12 protein-coding genes are annotated in these 15,209 nt (G+C 68.3%); 6 read left to right on the forward strand and 6 right to left on the reverse strand.

Going from position 1 to position 15,209, the window contains the following annotated elements; all coding sequences use genetic code 11:
• Positions 1-57: 57 nt before the first annotated feature.
• Together tgt and F0U60_RS21720 are read left to right on the forward strand one after the other, a co-directional pair.
• Entirely contained in the window at positions 58-1,236 is a 1,179-nt protein-coding gene (tgt, locus tag F0U60_RS21715) for a tRNA guanosine(34) transglycosylase Tgt (RefSeq protein WP_395822855.1), read from the forward strand.
• A gap of 4 nt (positions 1,237-1,240) precedes the next feature.
• On the forward strand, positions 1,241-2,089 hold the full coding sequence (locus F0U60_RS21720; protein ID WP_395822857.1) for an MnmC family methyltransferase: 849 nt from the start codon (positions 1,241-1,243) through the stop codon (positions 2,087-2,089).
• Positions 2,090-2,126: 37 nt separating this feature from the next.
• On the opposite strand, the gene F0U60_RS21725 is transcribed toward F0U60_RS21720, so the two are convergent.
• A complete protein-coding gene (locus tag F0U60_RS21725) occupies positions 2,127-2,759 on the reverse strand; it encodes a TIGR02265 family protein (RefSeq protein WP_395822859.1) in 633 nt (210 codons plus the stop codon).
• A 415-nt stretch (positions 2,760-3,174) separates the two neighbouring features.
• Between F0U60_RS21725 and F0U60_RS21730 the strand changes: the two genes are divergently transcribed.
• The 3 genes from F0U60_RS21730 to F0U60_RS21740 all read left to right on the forward strand — a co-directional run bounded on the left by F0U60_RS21730 (position 3,175) and on the right by F0U60_RS21740 (position 8,980).
• A complete protein-coding gene (locus F0U60_RS21730; protein WP_395822861.1) occupies positions 3,175-3,567 on the forward strand; it encodes a hypothetical protein in 393 nt (130 codons plus the stop codon).
• A 113-nt stretch (positions 3,568-3,680) separates the two neighbouring features.
• The gene (locus F0U60_RS21735; RefSeq protein WP_395822863.1) at positions 3,681-6,239 is read left to right on the forward strand and encodes a DEAD/DEAH box helicase; all 2,559 of its coding nucleotides are present in this window, start codon (positions 3,681-3,683) and stop codon (positions 6,237-6,239) included.
• Positions 6,240-6,313: 74 nt separating this feature from the next.
• Positions 6,314-8,980 (forward strand): phosphoenolpyruvate carboxylase, encoded by a 2,667-nt coding sequence (locus tag F0U60_RS21740; RefSeq protein WP_395822865.1) that lies wholly within the window; start codon positions 6,314-6,316, stop codon positions 8,978-8,980.
• A 132-nt stretch (positions 8,981-9,112) separates the two neighbouring features.
• Here the strand turns inward: F0U60_RS21740 and F0U60_RS21745 are convergent, their stop codons facing one another.
• The 3 genes from F0U60_RS21745 to F0U60_RS21755 form a co-directional block, all read right to left on the reverse strand.
• On the reverse strand, positions 9,113-10,807 hold the full coding sequence (locus F0U60_RS21745; RefSeq protein WP_395822867.1) for a hypothetical protein: 1,695 nt from the start codon (positions 10,805-10,807) through the stop codon (positions 9,113-9,115).
• Between the two features lie 72 nt (positions 10,808-10,879).
• Entirely contained in the window at positions 10,880-12,016 is a 1,137-nt protein-coding gene (locus tag F0U60_RS21750) for an MFS transporter (protein WP_395825373.1), read from the reverse strand.
• Positions 12,017-12,131: 115 nt separating this feature from the next.
• A complete protein-coding gene (locus F0U60_RS21755) occupies positions 12,132-12,992 on the reverse strand; it encodes a hypothetical protein (protein WP_395822869.1) in 861 nt (286 codons plus the stop codon).
• Between the two features lie 165 nt (positions 12,993-13,157).
• On the opposite strand from F0U60_RS21755, the gene F0U60_RS21760 reads away from it, so the two are divergent.
• Positions 13,158-13,520: a TIGR02266 family protein gene (locus tag F0U60_RS21760; protein ID WP_395822871.1), complete on the forward strand. Its 363-nt coding sequence runs from the start codon at positions 13,158-13,160 to the stop codon at positions 13,518-13,520.
• 33 nt (positions 13,521-13,553) lie between these two features.
• On the opposite strand, the gene F0U60_RS21765 is transcribed toward F0U60_RS21760, so the two are convergent.
• Together F0U60_RS21765 and F0U60_RS21770 are read right to left on the reverse strand one after the other, a co-directional pair.
• The gene (locus F0U60_RS21765; RefSeq protein WP_395822873.1) at positions 13,554-14,045 is read right to left on the reverse strand and encodes a GNAT family N-acetyltransferase; all 492 of its coding nucleotides are present in this window, start codon (positions 14,043-14,045) and stop codon (positions 13,554-13,556) included.
• 106 nt (positions 14,046-14,151) lie between these two features.
• Positions 14,152-15,207, reverse strand: coding sequence for an alpha-ketoacid dehydrogenase subunit beta (locus F0U60_RS21770; RefSeq protein ID WP_395822875.1), 1,056 nt, complete (start codon positions 15,205-15,207; stop codon positions 14,152-14,154).
• Positions 15,208-15,209 lie beyond the last annotated feature (2 nt).

The following is a 15,209-nucleotide window of genomic DNA, read 5'->3' on the forward strand; positions in this document are numbered from 1 at the left end:
GCTGCCTGGCAGATAGCGGGCATGTCTCGCGCCCGTCGCGAGTATAAGGCTCCCCTAATGGCCGTTCGTTTCGAGCTCGTTACTACTGACCCTACGGGAGCCCGTGCCGGCGTACTGCACACCCGGCGTGGCTCCATCCCTACGCCCGTCTTCATGCCGGTGGGCACCCACGCCTCCTTCCGCCACCTCAGCATGGAAGAGGTGAAGGCCACCGGGGCGAAGATCCTCCTGTCCAACACGTACCACCTGATGCTCAAGCCGGGCATCGACGTGTTCCAGCGCTTCGGCGGCATCCACCCCTTCATGCAGTGGGATGGGGCGGTGCTCACCGACTCGGGCGGGTTCCAGATCTTCTCCCTCCCCGAGGACCGGCTCATCACCGAGAAGGGCGCCCACTTCCGCAGCTTCCACGACAACAGCCGCCAGCTCCTCAGCCCCGAGTCCAGCATCGCCATGCAGCAGGCGATCAACTCGGAGATCATGATGGTGCTGGACGTGTGCATCGACTCGCGCACGGACGAGGCTGGCACCCGCGAGGCCATGGAGCGCACCCACCGCTGGGCCCTGCGCAGCCTCGCGGCCAAGAACAAGGTGGACACCGGTCAGGCCCTTTTCGCCATCGTCCAGGGTGGTGTGCACCCGCACCTGCGCGATGAGAGCGCCGCCTTCCTCACCCAGCACCCCTTCGACGGCTTCGCCATCGGCGGCCTGGCGGTGGGCGAGACGAACGAGGAGCGCAAGGCCATGACGGCCCGCGCCGCTGCGTCGCTGCCTCAGGACAAGCCTCGCTATCTCATGGGCGTGGGAACCCCCACGGATCTGCTCGAGGCCGTGCTGCGCGGCGTGGACATGTTCGACTGCATCATCCCCACGAAGATGGCGCAGCAGGGCTACGCCTACACCTTCCAGGGTCTTGTCCGGATTACTCGCCAGGTGTTCCGCCTCTCCGACGAGCCGTTGGACCCGACGTGCGACTGCTACGTCTGCAAGCGCTACAGCCGCGGCTACCTGCAGCACCTTATGAGCGGCAAGCACCACACGGGCTCTCGCATGCTGTCCGTGCACAACGTGCACCACTACCAGCAGCTCACCTGGCGGATGCGCGATGCCATCCTCAAGGGCTCCTATGCGCAGGCCTACCGCGAGCTGAAGCAGCTCGTCGCCACGCCCAAGGATCTCAAGGACGCGAAGCTCGAGGTCGGCCCCGGCGCCGTGACCCTCAAGGAAGTGGGCTGAGCGCGTGGACTCCGAGAACCCTCGCGATGGCGACTTCGAGCTGGTGACGTTGCGCAACGGCTCGCGGGCGGTGCGGCACCTCGGGCACGGGGAGGTGATGCACCCCTCGGTGGGCCCGTGGCAGGAGGCCCTGCGCCTCTACGTGGATCAGCCGCGCCTGGCCGAGCGCCTGCGCACCCCGGGCGAGCCGCTCGTCATCCACGACGTGGGCCTGGGGGCCGCCACCAACGCAGTGGCGGCGCTCACCTGCGCGCGCGAGCTGGGCTCCGAGCGCCGGCGAGCTCTGGAGCTGGTGAGCTTCGAGGTGGACCTGGCGCCGCTGCGGCTCGCACTGGCGGACGCGGCGGGCTTCCCCTTCCTGCAGCCCTTCCGCGAGGCGGCCGAGGCGCTCATGCGCGACGGTGTCTGGGAAGCGGAGGGCCTGCGCTGGCGGCTGCACCTGGGGGATGCGCAGGGCCTGATCACCGCAGGGCTGCCCCGGGCGGACCTGGTGTTCTTCGATCCGTTCTCCCCAGCGTCCAACCCGGAGATGTGGACCACCGCGGTGCTGTCGCGGGTGCGGGCCTGCTGCCGGGAGGACGGGGAGGGGGCGCTGCTGCTGACGTACAGCGCGGCCACCCCCACGCGCGTCACGCTGTTGCTGGCTGGCTTCTACGTGGGAGCGGGCGTGTCCACGGGGACGAAGGGGGAGACCACGGTGGCGGCCACGCGCCGCGAAGCCCTGGCTCTACCCCTTGGGGAGCGCTGGCTGGAGCGCTGGCGCCGCTCCTCGTCTCGTGCGCCCCATGGGGAGCCGCTCACGCCGGAGCTCGAGGCGCGGGTGCTCGCCCATCCCCAGTGGTGCGGGGGCTGATCCCAGCCCCGTGCCCCTGAGCGATGCTGAGGGACTTCTACGCCGGAGGCTGGGTCGTCGAGGCGCTGCCAGCCGCGGTACCGCGCGCGGCGAGCTCGGGCGCAACGGCGGCCTCGGCCTGCTCGGACCAACGGACGTGGTAGGTGGCCGACTGGCCATCAAAGCCCTCGGGGATGGCCACCACTCGCTGGCCACCCGACAGCTCCGTCGCACGGGCCAGGACGCCCGCCACGAAGGTCGGCAGGTCCGCTCCGATGTCCGTGAGCCAGAACTCCACCTCAGTTGACCCACGCTCCACGATTCGCACCTCACTGCAATTGGTGCTGGTCCGGAAGCAGAGCCGGGCCTGGGTCAGCGCCCTCCGGGGGCCGAGCAGCCGGGCCACGCCGAGCAGCGCGCGTCCGAAGAGCGTGGAGAAGTAACCATCAATGAACCGCTCACCGAGCGAGTAGTAGGCCGCCTCGGCAGGCATTCCCGCGTAGACGTGATCCGCCGCGATGCGGAGGAACTGCTTCCACTGCTCAAGCGTGTAGGTGGGAGACAGCTTCTGATCGAGGTCGAGGCCGGCCTCACGCAGGCGCATCCGGCACGCAGGCGTAAGACGGTTCTCGAGGGCCCTGAGGAAGAGCGCTTCAACGGTTCCTGCGTAGACGAGCTTTTCGGCTGTCATAGGCTTACCGGTATATCCGGTCGGCAGCCCTCGCCGCTACATGTCCGTTCAGGGAGCGTGCACTTGTGTACGTGCAGTGAACAAATTCCAGGGGTTCAAGGGGAGCCTGGAACAGCCCGTATGATCTTGATTGACAGGTGGCGCAGGTAGGCCTCTGTGAGTTCTGTGCGATAACCCGTCGCGCTCCACCGATCACAGCGCCGCCTGAAAGGGCATGGCAGCTTCCCAATGCCGGATGGGGTCTGTTGCTCGTCTGTGGAGAGGAGGGTGTCGAGACCTCGACCACGGATGGATTCGGAAGCGCGTTGAGCGCTGAGCGGACTCCCGAAGGGGGGCGTCAATTGAAGCGGCGTGGAATCCTCCTCCGAGCGCCGTCCTGGTCGGACGGCCTTCGCAACGGTGCCGCGAGCGCGTGATGAAGTGGACCAACACCTGTCTGACCGAGGCCCGCCCCACCGATCTGGAAGGGTTCTCCGTCGAAGCCATCGGGGCGAGGGCGCACCAGACTCCTGAGGCGGTGATTCAGAAGCTCGCGGGTGGGTGCGTCTTCACCCGCATGGGACAGGACACGGCGCCACGCCCTCACTTCTCCTCGAGCGTGCAGCGGTGCGGGGAGCAGTGGGTGGCGTGTGTCTGGGAGACAGGGCGGGAGGAGCGCGCGTTCGGCTTCCTCTGTGACTCGGACGCTGTCGTGGGCGTCTGGTTCCTGGAGGAGGTTGATGCGAAGCCTCCCGGAGCCGCGGAAGAAACGCTTTCGTTCTCACGCATGGCCTGTGAACGATGTGAGTGGCCGGGGACGGAGCGCTGAGCGGACTCCGGAATGGGGAGCGGCGAGCCCTCTGTTGCTCCTGAATGGTTCCGGGCAGAGTCGTGCACTTTTCCCCTCAGCCTGCCCGGCCTCCCGCCTAGAGTCCGCTCGTCATGGTCACGATCGAATCCCCCCGTGCGCCGCTCGCGGCGCTGCTTCCCGACCGCTCGCAGGGTCCCCTGGACTCCGATGAGATCCTCAGCCGCTTCGTTGGCTGGGTGGAGTCCACCGGTTTGGCCCTCTACCCGGCGCAGGAGGAGGCCATCCTTGAGCTGCTGGGGGGCAAGCACCTGTTCCTCAAGACGCCCACAGGCTCGGGCAAGTCGCTCGTCGCCATGGCGCTGCACTTCAAGGCCATGGCCGAGGGCAAGGTGTCCTTCTACACCTGTCCCATCAAGGCGCTCGTCAACGAGAAGTTCTTCGCGCTGTGCGAGGCCTTCGGCCCGGAGAACGTGGGCCTGCTCACCGGCGACGCGGCCATCAACCGCGAGGCGCCCATCCTCTGCTGCACGGCGGAGATCCTCGCCAACCTGGCGCTGCGCGACGCCATGCTGCGCGCGGACTACGTGGTGATGGACGAGTTCCACTACTACGCGGACCGCGAGCGCGGCATCGCCTGGCAGATCCCTCTCATTACCCTGCCGTCCACCACGTTCCTGATGATGTCGGCGACGCTGGGCGACACGCACCTCATTGAGGAGCGGTTGCAGGAGTTCTCCGGCCGCGAGGTGGCCAGCGTGCGCAGCGCGCAGCGCCCGGTGCCGCTGGACTTCGAGTACCGCGAGACGCCGCTGCACGAGACCATCCAGGATCTCATCCGGCAGAACAAGGCGCCCATCTACCTGGTGAACTTCTCGCAGCGCGCCGCGGCCGAGCAGGCGCAGAACCTGATGAGCGTGGACTTCTCCACCAAGGAGGACAAGGAGGCCATCCGCCAGGCGCTGCTGGAGGCCCCCTTCGACACGCCCTACGGCAAGGACTTCCAGCGCTTCCTGCGCCACGGGATTGGAATGCACCACGCGGGCCTCCTGCCCAAGTACCGGCTGCTGGTGGAGCGGCTGGCGCAGACGGGCCTGCTCAAGGTCATCAGCGGTACGGACACGCTGGGCGTGGGGGTGAACATCCCCATCCGCACGGTGCTCTTCACGCAGCTCTTCAAGTTCAACGGCGAGAAGCTGGCCACGCTGAGCGTGCGCGACTTCCAGCAGATCGCCGGTCGCGCGGGCCGCAAGGGCTTTGACACGCAGGGCAGCGTGGTGGCGCAGGCGCCCGAGCACGTCATCGAGAACGTCAAGATCGCCCAGAAGGAGGCCAAGGGCGGCAAGCGTCTGCCCCGCAAGCCTCCGCCGCAGAAGGGCTTCGTCAACTACGACAAGAACACCTTCGAGCGCCTGCAGACCGGGCTCCCCGAGCCCCTGGAGTCGCGCTTCGAGGTGACCCACGGCTTCCTCCTCAACCTGCTGCAGAGCGAGATGGTGGGCGGCGCCGAGGGCTACCAGCGGCTGGTGCGGCTCATCTTCCGCTCGCACGGCTCGGACTACATCAAGCGCAAGAACCTGAAGGAGGCCGCGGCCTGCTTCCGCACCTTGCGCAACGCGGGCCTGGTGCTGGTGCACAAGGGAGAGGGCGGCTCGGGCGCGAGCATCACGGTGGCGCCGGGGCTGCAGCGCGACTTCTCGCTCAACCAGACCCTGTCGCTGTACCTGCTGGACACGCTGAACAAGCTGGACCACGAGGCGGAGACGTACGCGCTGGACGTGCTGACGCTCGTGGAGTCCATCCTGGAGAACCCCGAGGTGGTGCTCTACGCCCAGCTGCACCAGCTCAAGGGCGAGAAGATCGCCGAGATGAAGGCGCGGGGCATGGAGTACGACGAGCGGATGGAGGAGCTGGAGAAGCTCGAGTGGCCCAAGCCCAACCGGGACTTCATCTACTCCACGTTCAACGTCTTCGCGGAGAAGCACCCGTGGGTAGGCGCGGAGAACATCCGGCCCAAGTCCATCATGCGCGACATGTACGAGCGGTACATGTCCTTCCACGACTACGTGCGCGAGTACGGCCTGCAGCGCAGCGAGGGCGTGCTGATGCGCTACCTCGGTGACGCCTACAAGGCGCTCACCCAGACGGTGCCCGAGCGCTACCGCAACCAGGAGGTCAACGAGATCATCGACTGGATGCGGGCGATGATCCGCCACGTCGACCAGAGCCTGCTGGACGAGTGGGAGCGGATGAAGAACCCGGGCGAGGTCGTCCTCCGGCGGGCGGAGGCTCCGGATCGCCGTCCGACGGATCTCACCGACGACCCGCGCGCCTTCGCGGCGCACGTGCGCAACGAGGTGCACCGGCTGCTGCGGGCGCTCGGGCAGAAGCGCTACGCGGATGCGCTGGCGCTGCTGCGGCTGGACGCGGGAGGGGAGGAGTGGACGGCGGCGAAGCTGGAGGCGGCGATGGCGCCCTACTTCGAGGCGAACGGGAGCGTGGTGCTCACGCCTCAGGCGCGCCGACCCGCCAACACCTTCTTCAAGGAGGCTGGTGAGCGGCAGTGGGAGGTCCAACAGCGCATCATGGACCCCGAGGGCCATGGCGACTGGATGCTCGACTGCTACATCGATCTCACCGGGCGTAAGGTGGACGACGGTCCGCTGCTCACCCTGCGCCGTATCGGTACATGACAACGTGGAGCGTCGGATGACTTCGACGCGGCAGTGGATCGAATCGCTGGAGCGACACTAGCTTGACACCTCGCATGTCTCCCATCCGTCACGTGGATCTGCAGCTGCGCCGGGACGTTCGGCTCCTGGGCCAGCTGCTCGGGGAAGTCCTCATCGAGCAGGAGGGGCAGTCCCTCTTCGACCTGGAGGAGCGCGTCCGGCGCTTGTCCATCCAGCGACGGCGTGGGCCGAAGTCCGAGCGCCGCGCCGCCGCCACGCAGCTGGCCGCGCTGCTGCGGGAGATGCCCCTGGGGCAGGCCGAGCCCGTGCTGCGCGCCTTCTCCACGTACTTCCGACTCGTCAACCTCGCCGAGCAGCACCACCGCATGCGTCGCAGCCGGGAGCATGCCCTCAGCCAGCAGGGCCCCCAGCGCTCCTCGCTCGAGGCGGTGATGCAGTCGTTGAAGCAGGCTGGCATCCCCGCCTCGCGGGTGCGCGAGCTGCTCCTGTCCATGCGGGTGACGCTCACCCTGACGGCGCACCCCACCCAGGCGTCGCGTCGCACGGTGTTGGAGAAGACCTACCGCCTCGCCCGGCTCCTGGAGAACCGCGACCGCGGCCACCAGACGCCGCGCGAGAAGGCCGACACCCAGCTGTCCATGCGCGAGGAGATCACCGCCCTCTGGCAGACGGACGAGCTGCGCCGCGAGCGCCCCACCGTGGGTGACGAGGTGAAGAACGTCCTCTGGTACGTGGAGGAGGTGCTCGGTGAGCAGCTCGCGCTCATGCCGGAGACGCTCGACTGGGCCTTCGAGCGCGCCTACGGCGAGCCCCTGGGTGTGCTCGCCACGCCCGTGCGCCTGCACTCGTGGGTGGGCGGTGACATGGATGGCAATCCGCTGGTGACGCCGGATGTGCTCGCGGACACGCTGCGCGCGCACCGGGCTCGCGGGCTGCGCAACATGATGAACCTGGTGGCCCAGCTGGGCTGGGTGCTCACCCAGTCCGAGCGGCATACCTTCGTCTCGAAGGAGCTGCGGGCCTCGCTCGAGAAGGACGCCGCGGACCTGCCGGAGGTGATGGCCCGCTACGGACCCCGCACGGTGGGCGAGCCCTGGCGCCGCAAGCTGCGCTTCATCGAGGCCCGCCTCCAGGCCGCCCTGGCGTATGTCGAGGGTCGCCGCGCCGGCCGCACCGATCCTCTTCCCGCCGTCGCCTATCGCTCGCCCGCGGACCTCCTGCGCGACCTGGAGATCATCGAGCGCTCCCTCATCGAGGCCAAGGCGCGGCAGGGCGGGTTGCGCAAGGTGCGCCGCCTCGTCTCCCTGGTCCAGGCGATGGGCTTCCACCTGGCCGAGTTGGAGGTGCGCGCGCCCGCGGACGACGCACGCAGCGCCGCCGCGTCGCTAGAGGGTGGGCCCTCGCCGACCGAGGGCGGTGCCCGGTTGCTGGCCGTGCTGCAGCGGATGCGCGAGGCCCAGGCCGAGTCGGGCGAGGGGTGTTGCCGCACGCTCATCCTCTCCATGGCCTCCAGCGCCGAGGACGTGCTCGCGGCCTTCACGTGCGCGCGCAAGTCTGGCTTGTGGGACGAGGGGCGCGGGTGCGCCACCGTGGACGTGGTGCCGCTCTTCGAGCAGCTCGGAGCACTCGATGATGGCCCCCGCATCCTGCGCGAGCTGTTCGCCCATCCCGAGTACCGCCAGCACCTGCAAGCCCGAGGCGTGCAGGAGGTGATGGTGGGGTACAGCGACTCGGGCAAGGAGGTGGGGCTGCTCGCAGCCAGTGCGGCGCTCTACCGGGCCCAGTCCGCGCTCACCCAGGTGGCCCACGAGGCGGGGATTCGTCTGCGCCTCTTCCACGGCCGCGGCGAGACGGTGGCCCGGGGCGGAGGCCCCGCGCATGAGGCCATCCTCGCGCTCCCGCCCGGCAGTGTCGCGGGCACGTACAAGGCCACCGAGCAGGGCGAGGCCCTGGATCACAAGTACGCCCGGCCCGAGCTGGCCCGGCGCACGTTGGAGCTGGTGCTCGGCGGGGTGCTGCTGCACTCGCTCGATGCGCAGCCGCGCCTGGCCTCCACGGAAGAGGGGCCGTTCCGCGCCGCCTTCGACGAGCTGGCGGAGATCGGCCGCCGCGCCTACCGCTCGCTCGTCTGGGAGGACCCGAACTTCGTGCCGTTCTTCCAGACCGCCACGCCCATCGAGGAGATCTCCGCGCTCCCTATCGGCTCGCGGCCCAGCAAGCGCGCCGCCGGAGGACTGGAGTCCCTGCGCGCCATCCCCTGGGTCTTCGCCTGGACGCAGAACCGCGCCATCCTGCCGGGCTGGTACGGCGTGGGCTCGGCGCTGGAGGAGTACGGCTCGCGGCCCGAGGGGCTCGCGCTGCTCAAGCGCATGTACCGCCAGTGGCCCTTCTTCCACACCGTCATCGACAACGTGGCCATGGTGCTGGCTAAGTCGGACATGGCTATCGCCTCCCGCTACGCGGCGCTGGCACCGGAGTCCACGCGACCGCTGTGGGAGCGCATCCGCGCTGAGTACTCACGCACCCGGCGCTGGGTGAAGCGTGTGACGGGCGAGTCGCGCCTCCTGGAGGGCAATGCGCAACTGCGGCAGAGCATCGCGCTGCGCAATCCCTACGTGGACCCCATGTCCTTCCTCCAGGTGGAGCTGATGCGGCGTAAGAGGGCAGGGGAGGCGAACTGCGATCGCCCGCTACTGCTCACGCTGGCCGGTATTGCCGCGGGCATGCGCAACACCGGGTGAGCCGCTGGGTGGAGGCGCTCGACTCCCCTATGTTGGCGGGCATGCGCTCTTTAGAGCCTGGAGCCCGCCACAGGACGCGAGCTCGCTGATCTGCGTGAAGGAGGAGGGGTTGGAGAACTCCAGCTCCCCCGCTCAGTCCGAGTAGCTGTTCGCGCGAGATACGGTGGTCCAGGTGCTGGGAATGGCCAGGGCCTTTCCCTTCCCTGGCAGGGGGTGCATCGAGAAGCCGAAGGCCTCCGGGTCTGACTGGAAGGCGAGGAACTCCGCGTCGCGGGCGAATCGCGGGTGCTTCCGGAGCGCATCATCCAAGAGGATCAGCCCGATGTCGTGCTTCCGGAGAAACTCTCCGAAGGTCTCCTTGCCGGCATTCAAGTACACCCGGCGATAGCGGCGGCCCAGGTAGGCGTCGTAGCCGCCCTGCGCCTCAATCATGCCGAGCCGCTTTCCAGGCTCCAGCCGCTCCGTCAGGCCGAGCGCTCCGATGGCTCGCACCATCCGCAGGTGCTCGTCTGTATTTCCAGGTGATGCGCGGAGCGAGAGGTCCGGGGTGATCACCACAAGCCCGAGCCCAAACAGCACGCCGAGCACGCGCCCCGCAGGCTCACGCTCGTCCCACGTTCCCAGGAGGGAGCCGAGCGTGGCCAGGACGGCCGCGATCATCACGCCCTGGATGATGAGGTAGTGGACCCGGGGTTGGATCAAGATGGCGGACAGCACGATGGGGAGCTCCACGAGCAACAGCACCCCGATGAGTCGTTGAAGCCTTGGCTCCGCCAACGCCGCTCTGAAACGTCTCCACCGCATGGCCAGCATGACGAGCTGCCAGCCTACGGCCACGAGCAGCAGCAGGCGCCCCACACGCTCTACCGTCCACGCTCCGGCTACCGCCGAAGTTCCTCCATACCCCTCGAAGAAGAGGCCCACGGAGACGACGACGTAGCGCTTCAGGTTGACGCCCAGGTGCCAGAGGAACTCCTCCGGGTTGCTCCTGAGTGCGGCACCGACGCTGTCCACGTTCCCGAAGGCGGAATGGATGACCTGCTCACACTCGCCCCAGGGATCCACGGGGAGCTGGGTGCGCGCCACGTAGTTGACGGCGAAGTGCTGGCAGAAGGCATAGAAGCGTCGGTTGCTCGTGTTGCCAAACGGGTTGCCCAACACCAGGAGCAGCACCAGTGTGGTGAGCCCGAAACCCGCGACGAGGACCGTGGCTCGTGGGAGTGCTGCGCGGCCCTCGTTGAGCACCTTCCTGCCCACGAGGAACACGAAGACGCCGGTGGCGAGCAGGAAGGCCACGAAGAACTCCGGGCGGGAGAAGGACGCCAGCAGCAGCCCTCCTGCCACCACGGCCCAGAAGCCCTCCATCGACTTGAGGAAGGAGGCGATGAGCCCCGCAGCCAGCAGCACCAGCAGGGAGAGGAGTGTCGGCCTCGGAAGGGTGTGAGGGGCCGCCGACAGCAGGTAGATGGCCGAGCCGAGGAGCGCGAGAGTCGGCCGTGCCCCCATCCTCCGCATGAAGGCGTAGGAGCCCGCCACCGTGAGGAGAAGCAGGAGCTTGTGGTTGGCGTAGTAGATCGCCACCGGGTCCGCCCAGATGCGGGACAGGGCCCAGTACCAGATTGAGTACAGCGGCCCCCACTCCGCGTTGGGGAGGGCGCTCCAGGACAGCATGAGTCCCCGGCGCAGGTAGTCCGCCTCGTCCCACATGCCAAGGTCGAGGACCTGCTCGATGCCGTGGACCAGCTTCCAGGAAGCCAGGAGCAGGACACCGAGGCACCCGACGTCCACGAGCAGGGAATATCGAGAGGGGAGTACGCGAGCCGTCATGGCGGCGCGAGGGCTAGCAGGGCCCTCCTCTCGGTTTCATCCTTGCTCCGAAGGGACTGTCCTGGAGCGGACTCAGGCTGCCGGACGCCGCAGCCCGGCGAATCCCAGCACCACCAGCCCCGTGAGTGCCATGCCTCCGCCCACGGCACAGACGCCGAGCCAGCCCCAGCGGCTCCAGGCCATGCTGCCCAGCCACGCCCCCGAGGCGCCTCCCGCGAAGTACGTCACCATGTAGACGGTGTTGAGCCGGTTGCGGGCCTCGGGGCGCAGCGCGTAGACGCGTGCCTGGTTGGCGATCTGATTGGCCTGCGCTCCCAGGTCCAGGAGGATGACGCCGAGCGCGATGCCCCACAGCGAGTGGCCGAGCAGCGCGAGCACGACGAAGGAGAGGAACAGCACACCGACGGCGAACATGTTGATGCGCCGGTCTCCGCGCACGTCGGCGTAGCGGCCCACCAGCGGTGCGGCGACGGCACCGGCCACGCCCACCACGCCGAACAACCCCGCCACCTGAGGGCCGTAGTGCTCCGGCATCGACTGGAGATAGAGCGCCAGCGTGGCCCAGAAGGCGCTGAAGCTCCCGAACGTGAGCGCGCCCAGCAGCGAGTGCAGCCGCAGCAGGGGCTCCTCGCGCACGAGGCCCCCCAGTGAGCGCAGCAGGGCCGGGTAGGGCAGGGTGGAGCTCGCGGGTTGGCTCGGCAGCGTGAGTCGCAGCACCACCACCAGGACCAGCATCAGCGCCGCGGCGATCCAGAACATGGCGCGCCAGCCGAACCGCACCCCGAGCAGGCCCGCGGCGGTGCGCGACAAGAGGATGCCGATGAGCAGCCCGCTCATCACCGTACCCACCACGCGTCCGCGCTGCGTCTCAGGTGCGAGGTGTGCAGCGAGCGGCACCAGCAACTGGGGCACCACCGTCGTCACACCCACCACGCCGCTGGCGATCACCATCCACGGCATGTTGGGCGCTATCGCCACGCCCATGAGCGCGAGGCTCACCAGCGCGGTCATGACGACGATGGTGCGCCGACGCTCGAGGCTGTCCCCCAGCGGGACGATGAACAGCAGACCCAGGGCATAGCCCACCTGGGAGAAGGCGGGGATGAGCCCCAGGGCTCGGTCGGAGGCCTGGAAGGTCCGTCCAATCTCTCCGAGCAGCGGTTGGTGGTAATACAGGTTCGCGACAGAGAGGCCCGCGGCGGCCGCCATCAGCCACACGAGCCCCGGACGCAAGCGATGAGAGTCCACGGGGGCCCCTTACATTCCGGACTCACTCGCAACAAGCCCGGAGTGTGCGGGGCACGGCCGCCGTCGAGCCTCGCGACTACTGCACGCAGGCCCCCACTCCCGCGAAGTTCTGCAGCGGCTCGCAGCGTCCACTCGCGCAGCCTGGCTCTCCCGATGGAGCGCGGCACAGCTTGCGGCACACCAGGCCTGCCCCGTCCTTCACGCACGCGCTCCCGGGCCTGCAGTCGTTCGAGTACGCACAGGGCGACCCCTCCTCCACCGCGCCCGCCGTCACGCACACCGCGCCGCTCCCAGGCGAGGGGTAGCACCCCAGCGGGCTCGCGCAGCCCTGCGCCAGCAGATCGCACCCAGGCCCGGCCTGCCCACAGACCCTCGGCAACTCATCCGAGCCCGTGAAGCGCAGCACCTCGACGCAGTCTCGGGGCGCCGTGCACTGCTCGCTCCCGTAGCAGAACTTCTGACACGCGAACGTGGTGCCCCCGTCCGGTCCCGTTTGATCCGTGCAGTACAGCCCCGCCTTGCACGTGTCGTAGAAGAAGTCGCCCCCTGGTGTCGTGGTGCTCTCGCACGCTCCGCCCTCCGTCACCGTCCCGTCCGGCACGCAGCGGCGCGTCGTCTCACTCCCCTGGCGCACGTAGGTGCACTTGTTGCCCGCGGGGCAGTTCTGCGCCACCAGATCGCACTCTCCAGGGAAGCAGCGGTTTCCCTGCCCACCGCCCTCGAGGAGGCCTCGCAAGCAGAGCGCTCCCGCGCTACAGCCCTGTTGACGCGCCACGTCGCAGACCTGCGGCGGATCGCCCCCATCTTCATCCGGTGTCCCTCCGCCTCCATCACGCCCGCCGTTGGAGAGCCCCGAGTCGCCCCCTGCATCCCCGGTGTTGTTGTTGCTGTTACGGCACGCTCCAACCATCAGCCCCACGACGAGGACACTGCTCACTAGAAGAACATTCGCCCGCATTCCTGTCCCCCACTGCAATCACGAACGGGACTAATAAGACGTTCGGGGAGAAACGGGCCCCCCTTGAACAGGACGTGGGTGACAGCAGACACTTGAGGCTGTCACGTAGTCCTTGAGAAACACTCCCGAGGGAAGCAAGTGCGCATGAGCATGAAGACGGCCGAAGCTGCGGAGTCGCCGGCGGTGATGCAAGCCAACCGGAGGACTCACGAGAGGGTGACGGCGACGTTCGACGTGCGCTTTCAGGAGGCACAGGACGCCGCGCGAGCACTTCGCGCGTACTCGCTCAACCTGTCGGCGGGAGGGCTGTGCCTGCGTACGCGCCGCTCCTACGATGTGGGCTCGCGTGTGCGCCTTCAGATGACGGTCAGCGGAGAGGACTTCGACATCGAGGGCATTGTCTCGTGGGTGCGGGATGATGCCGAGGCCATTGGCGTGCGCTTCGTCGACGTCTCCGAGGCGGACCAGGCCCGTCTGCAGCGCGTGGTGACGAGCTTCAAGCGCTGAAGAGGCGGGGCTTTGGCCCCGCCGGGTGGTGCGCTACTGCCCGTGCTGACGCTCCAGATCGGCGTGGCGCATCACCATGTTGTCCACCTGCACGAAACCGCAGGCCGCGTAGAAGTCCCGCAGCTCCACCAGGGCGTAGGCGCTCACCTCCAGCCGCTTCACACTCAGCGCCCGGGCACCACAGCGCTCGAGCACCTGCTGCATGAGCGCTCGGCCCACGCCGCGCCGCCGCCAGGTCTCCGTCACCACCAGCTCGTCCACGGTGGCGATGCGCCCGCGCAGCCTGAGCTGGGGCCGGTGTGACAGCGACACCATGCCCACGGGCCGATCCTGCGGGTCCGCCGCCACGAAGATCTCAATCTCCGGGTGGCTGATCACCCAGTGGACCGTTTGGGCATCCGAGCCATGGGCGTAGCCCATTTCACGCAGGAGGGAGGCCAGGCTCTCGGCGTCACCGCGGCGCGCGCGGCGGATGCGGAAGGGAGGAGCGTCCGGGGCAGGGTTTCTTGAGGGCGTCGATTGCACGGCCCTCGCAGTGTACCCAAGGCGCGGGCAACCTCGCAAAGGCGGAGGGCGGCTCCGGTGGTTTATCCGGGCCGCCCTCGTTGACATCCTCACTCGTGGTGTGTGGCTAGGGCTGCTCGGCCGCCAGCATCCGGATGGCGGCGGTGATGTCTCCCTGCTGGGGCACCGAGGCCATCTCCAGCTCGTCTGCCAGGCCGATGCCCGGCACGAACTTGCCCGCCAGCAGCCGGGGCGGCGCCATCAGCTTGTAGAAGAGCTCCTCCACCGTGCGGCGCACCAGGTGCTCACCGAAGTTGGTGACCTCGGTGTCCTCGTTCACGTACAGCACGCGGCCCGTCTTCTCCACGGAGCCCTTGATGAGCTCCCAGTCGTACGGCCACAGTGTGCGCATGTCGATGACCTCGGCGTCCACGCCCTCGGCGGCCAGGTCGTCCGCGGCCTTCTTGCACAGGGGCAGCGTGCGGCCGTAGCTCACCACCGTCACCTGCGAGCCCGCGCGCACCACCTTGCCCTTGCCGATGGGCACCGCGTACAGCTCGAGCTGCGGCCACTGCGGCTTCCACTGCGAGCGATCTCCCAGCGGCGCGTCGATCATCTTCGACAGCAGCTTGTCGTTGTCCGGCTCGCCGGGGATCCGCTCCTCGCCTTTGATGCGCAGGAGCGCCTTGGGCTCCAGGTACATGACGGGGTTGATCTCCTGGCAGGCGGAGATCATCAGGCCGTACGCGTCCAGCGGGTTGGAGGGGATGACGATCTTCCAGCCCGGGATGTGCGTGGCCGTCGCGTCGAAGGAGTGCGAGTGGTAGAGCGAGCCACGAATGCCGCTGCCCACCGGCGTCTTCACCACCATGGGCAGGTTCCAGTCCCCGTTGGTGGACCAGCACGTGTTGCCGGCGATCTTCAGCAGATCGATGGTGTTGTAGATGTAGTCGGCGAACTGGATCTCCGCGACGGGCCGGGCGCCGGCCATGGCCAGCCCAATGGCCATGCCGATGATGCCGCGCTCGTCCAGGGGCGAGTTCCACGCCGTCTTGAGGCCCTGCGTGGCGGTGAAGACGCCGCCCAGGGGAGGCCCCACGTCCTCGCCGAAGATGTCGGTGACGCCCAGGTTCTCCTCGGCGTAGTGCAGGGCCATGCGAACGGCCTGTGCCATGTTGGCCATGG

The sequence above is a fragment of the Archangium minus genome (assembly GCF_044360475.1).
Taxonomy (GTDB): Bacteria; Myxococcota; Myxococcia; order Myxococcales; family Myxococcaceae; genus Archangium; species Archangium minus.

Excerpts from the sequence above, each read along its gene's own strand:
- F0U60_RS21725 (WP_395822859.1), bottom strand. The coding sequence starts at position 2,759 with ATGACAGCCGAAAAGCTCGTCTACGCAGGAACCGTTGAAGCGCTCTTC.
- F0U60_RS21730 (WP_395822861.1), top strand. The coding sequence starts at position 3,175 with ATGAAGTGGACCAACACCTGTCTGACCGAGGCCCGCCCCACCGATCTG.
- F0U60_RS21750 (WP_395825373.1), bottom strand. The coding sequence starts at position 12,016 with ATGGCGGCCGCCGCGGGCCTCTCTGTCGCGAACCTGTATTACCACCAA.
- tgt (WP_395822855.1), top strand. The coding sequence starts at position 58 with ATGGCCGTTCGTTTCGAGCTCGTTACTACTGACCCTACGGGAGCCCGT.
- F0U60_RS21735 (WP_395822863.1), top strand. The coding sequence starts at position 3,681 with ATGGTCACGATCGAATCCCCCCGTGCGCCGCTCGCGGCGCTGCTTCCC.
- F0U60_RS21760 (WP_395822871.1), top strand. The coding sequence starts at position 13,158 with ATGAGCATGAAGACGGCCGAAGCTGCGGAGTCGCCGGCGGTGATGCAA.
- F0U60_RS21745 (WP_395822867.1), bottom strand. The coding sequence starts at position 10,807 with ATGACGGCTCGCGTACTCCCCTCTCGATATTCCCTGCTCGTGGACGTC.
- F0U60_RS21770 (WP_395822875.1), bottom strand. The coding sequence starts at position 15,207 with ATGGCCAACATGGCACAGGCCGTTCGCATGGCCCTGCACTACGCCGAG.
- F0U60_RS21740 (WP_395822865.1), top strand. The coding sequence starts at position 6,314 with ATGTCTCCCATCCGTCACGTGGATCTGCAGCTGCGCCGGGACGTTCGG.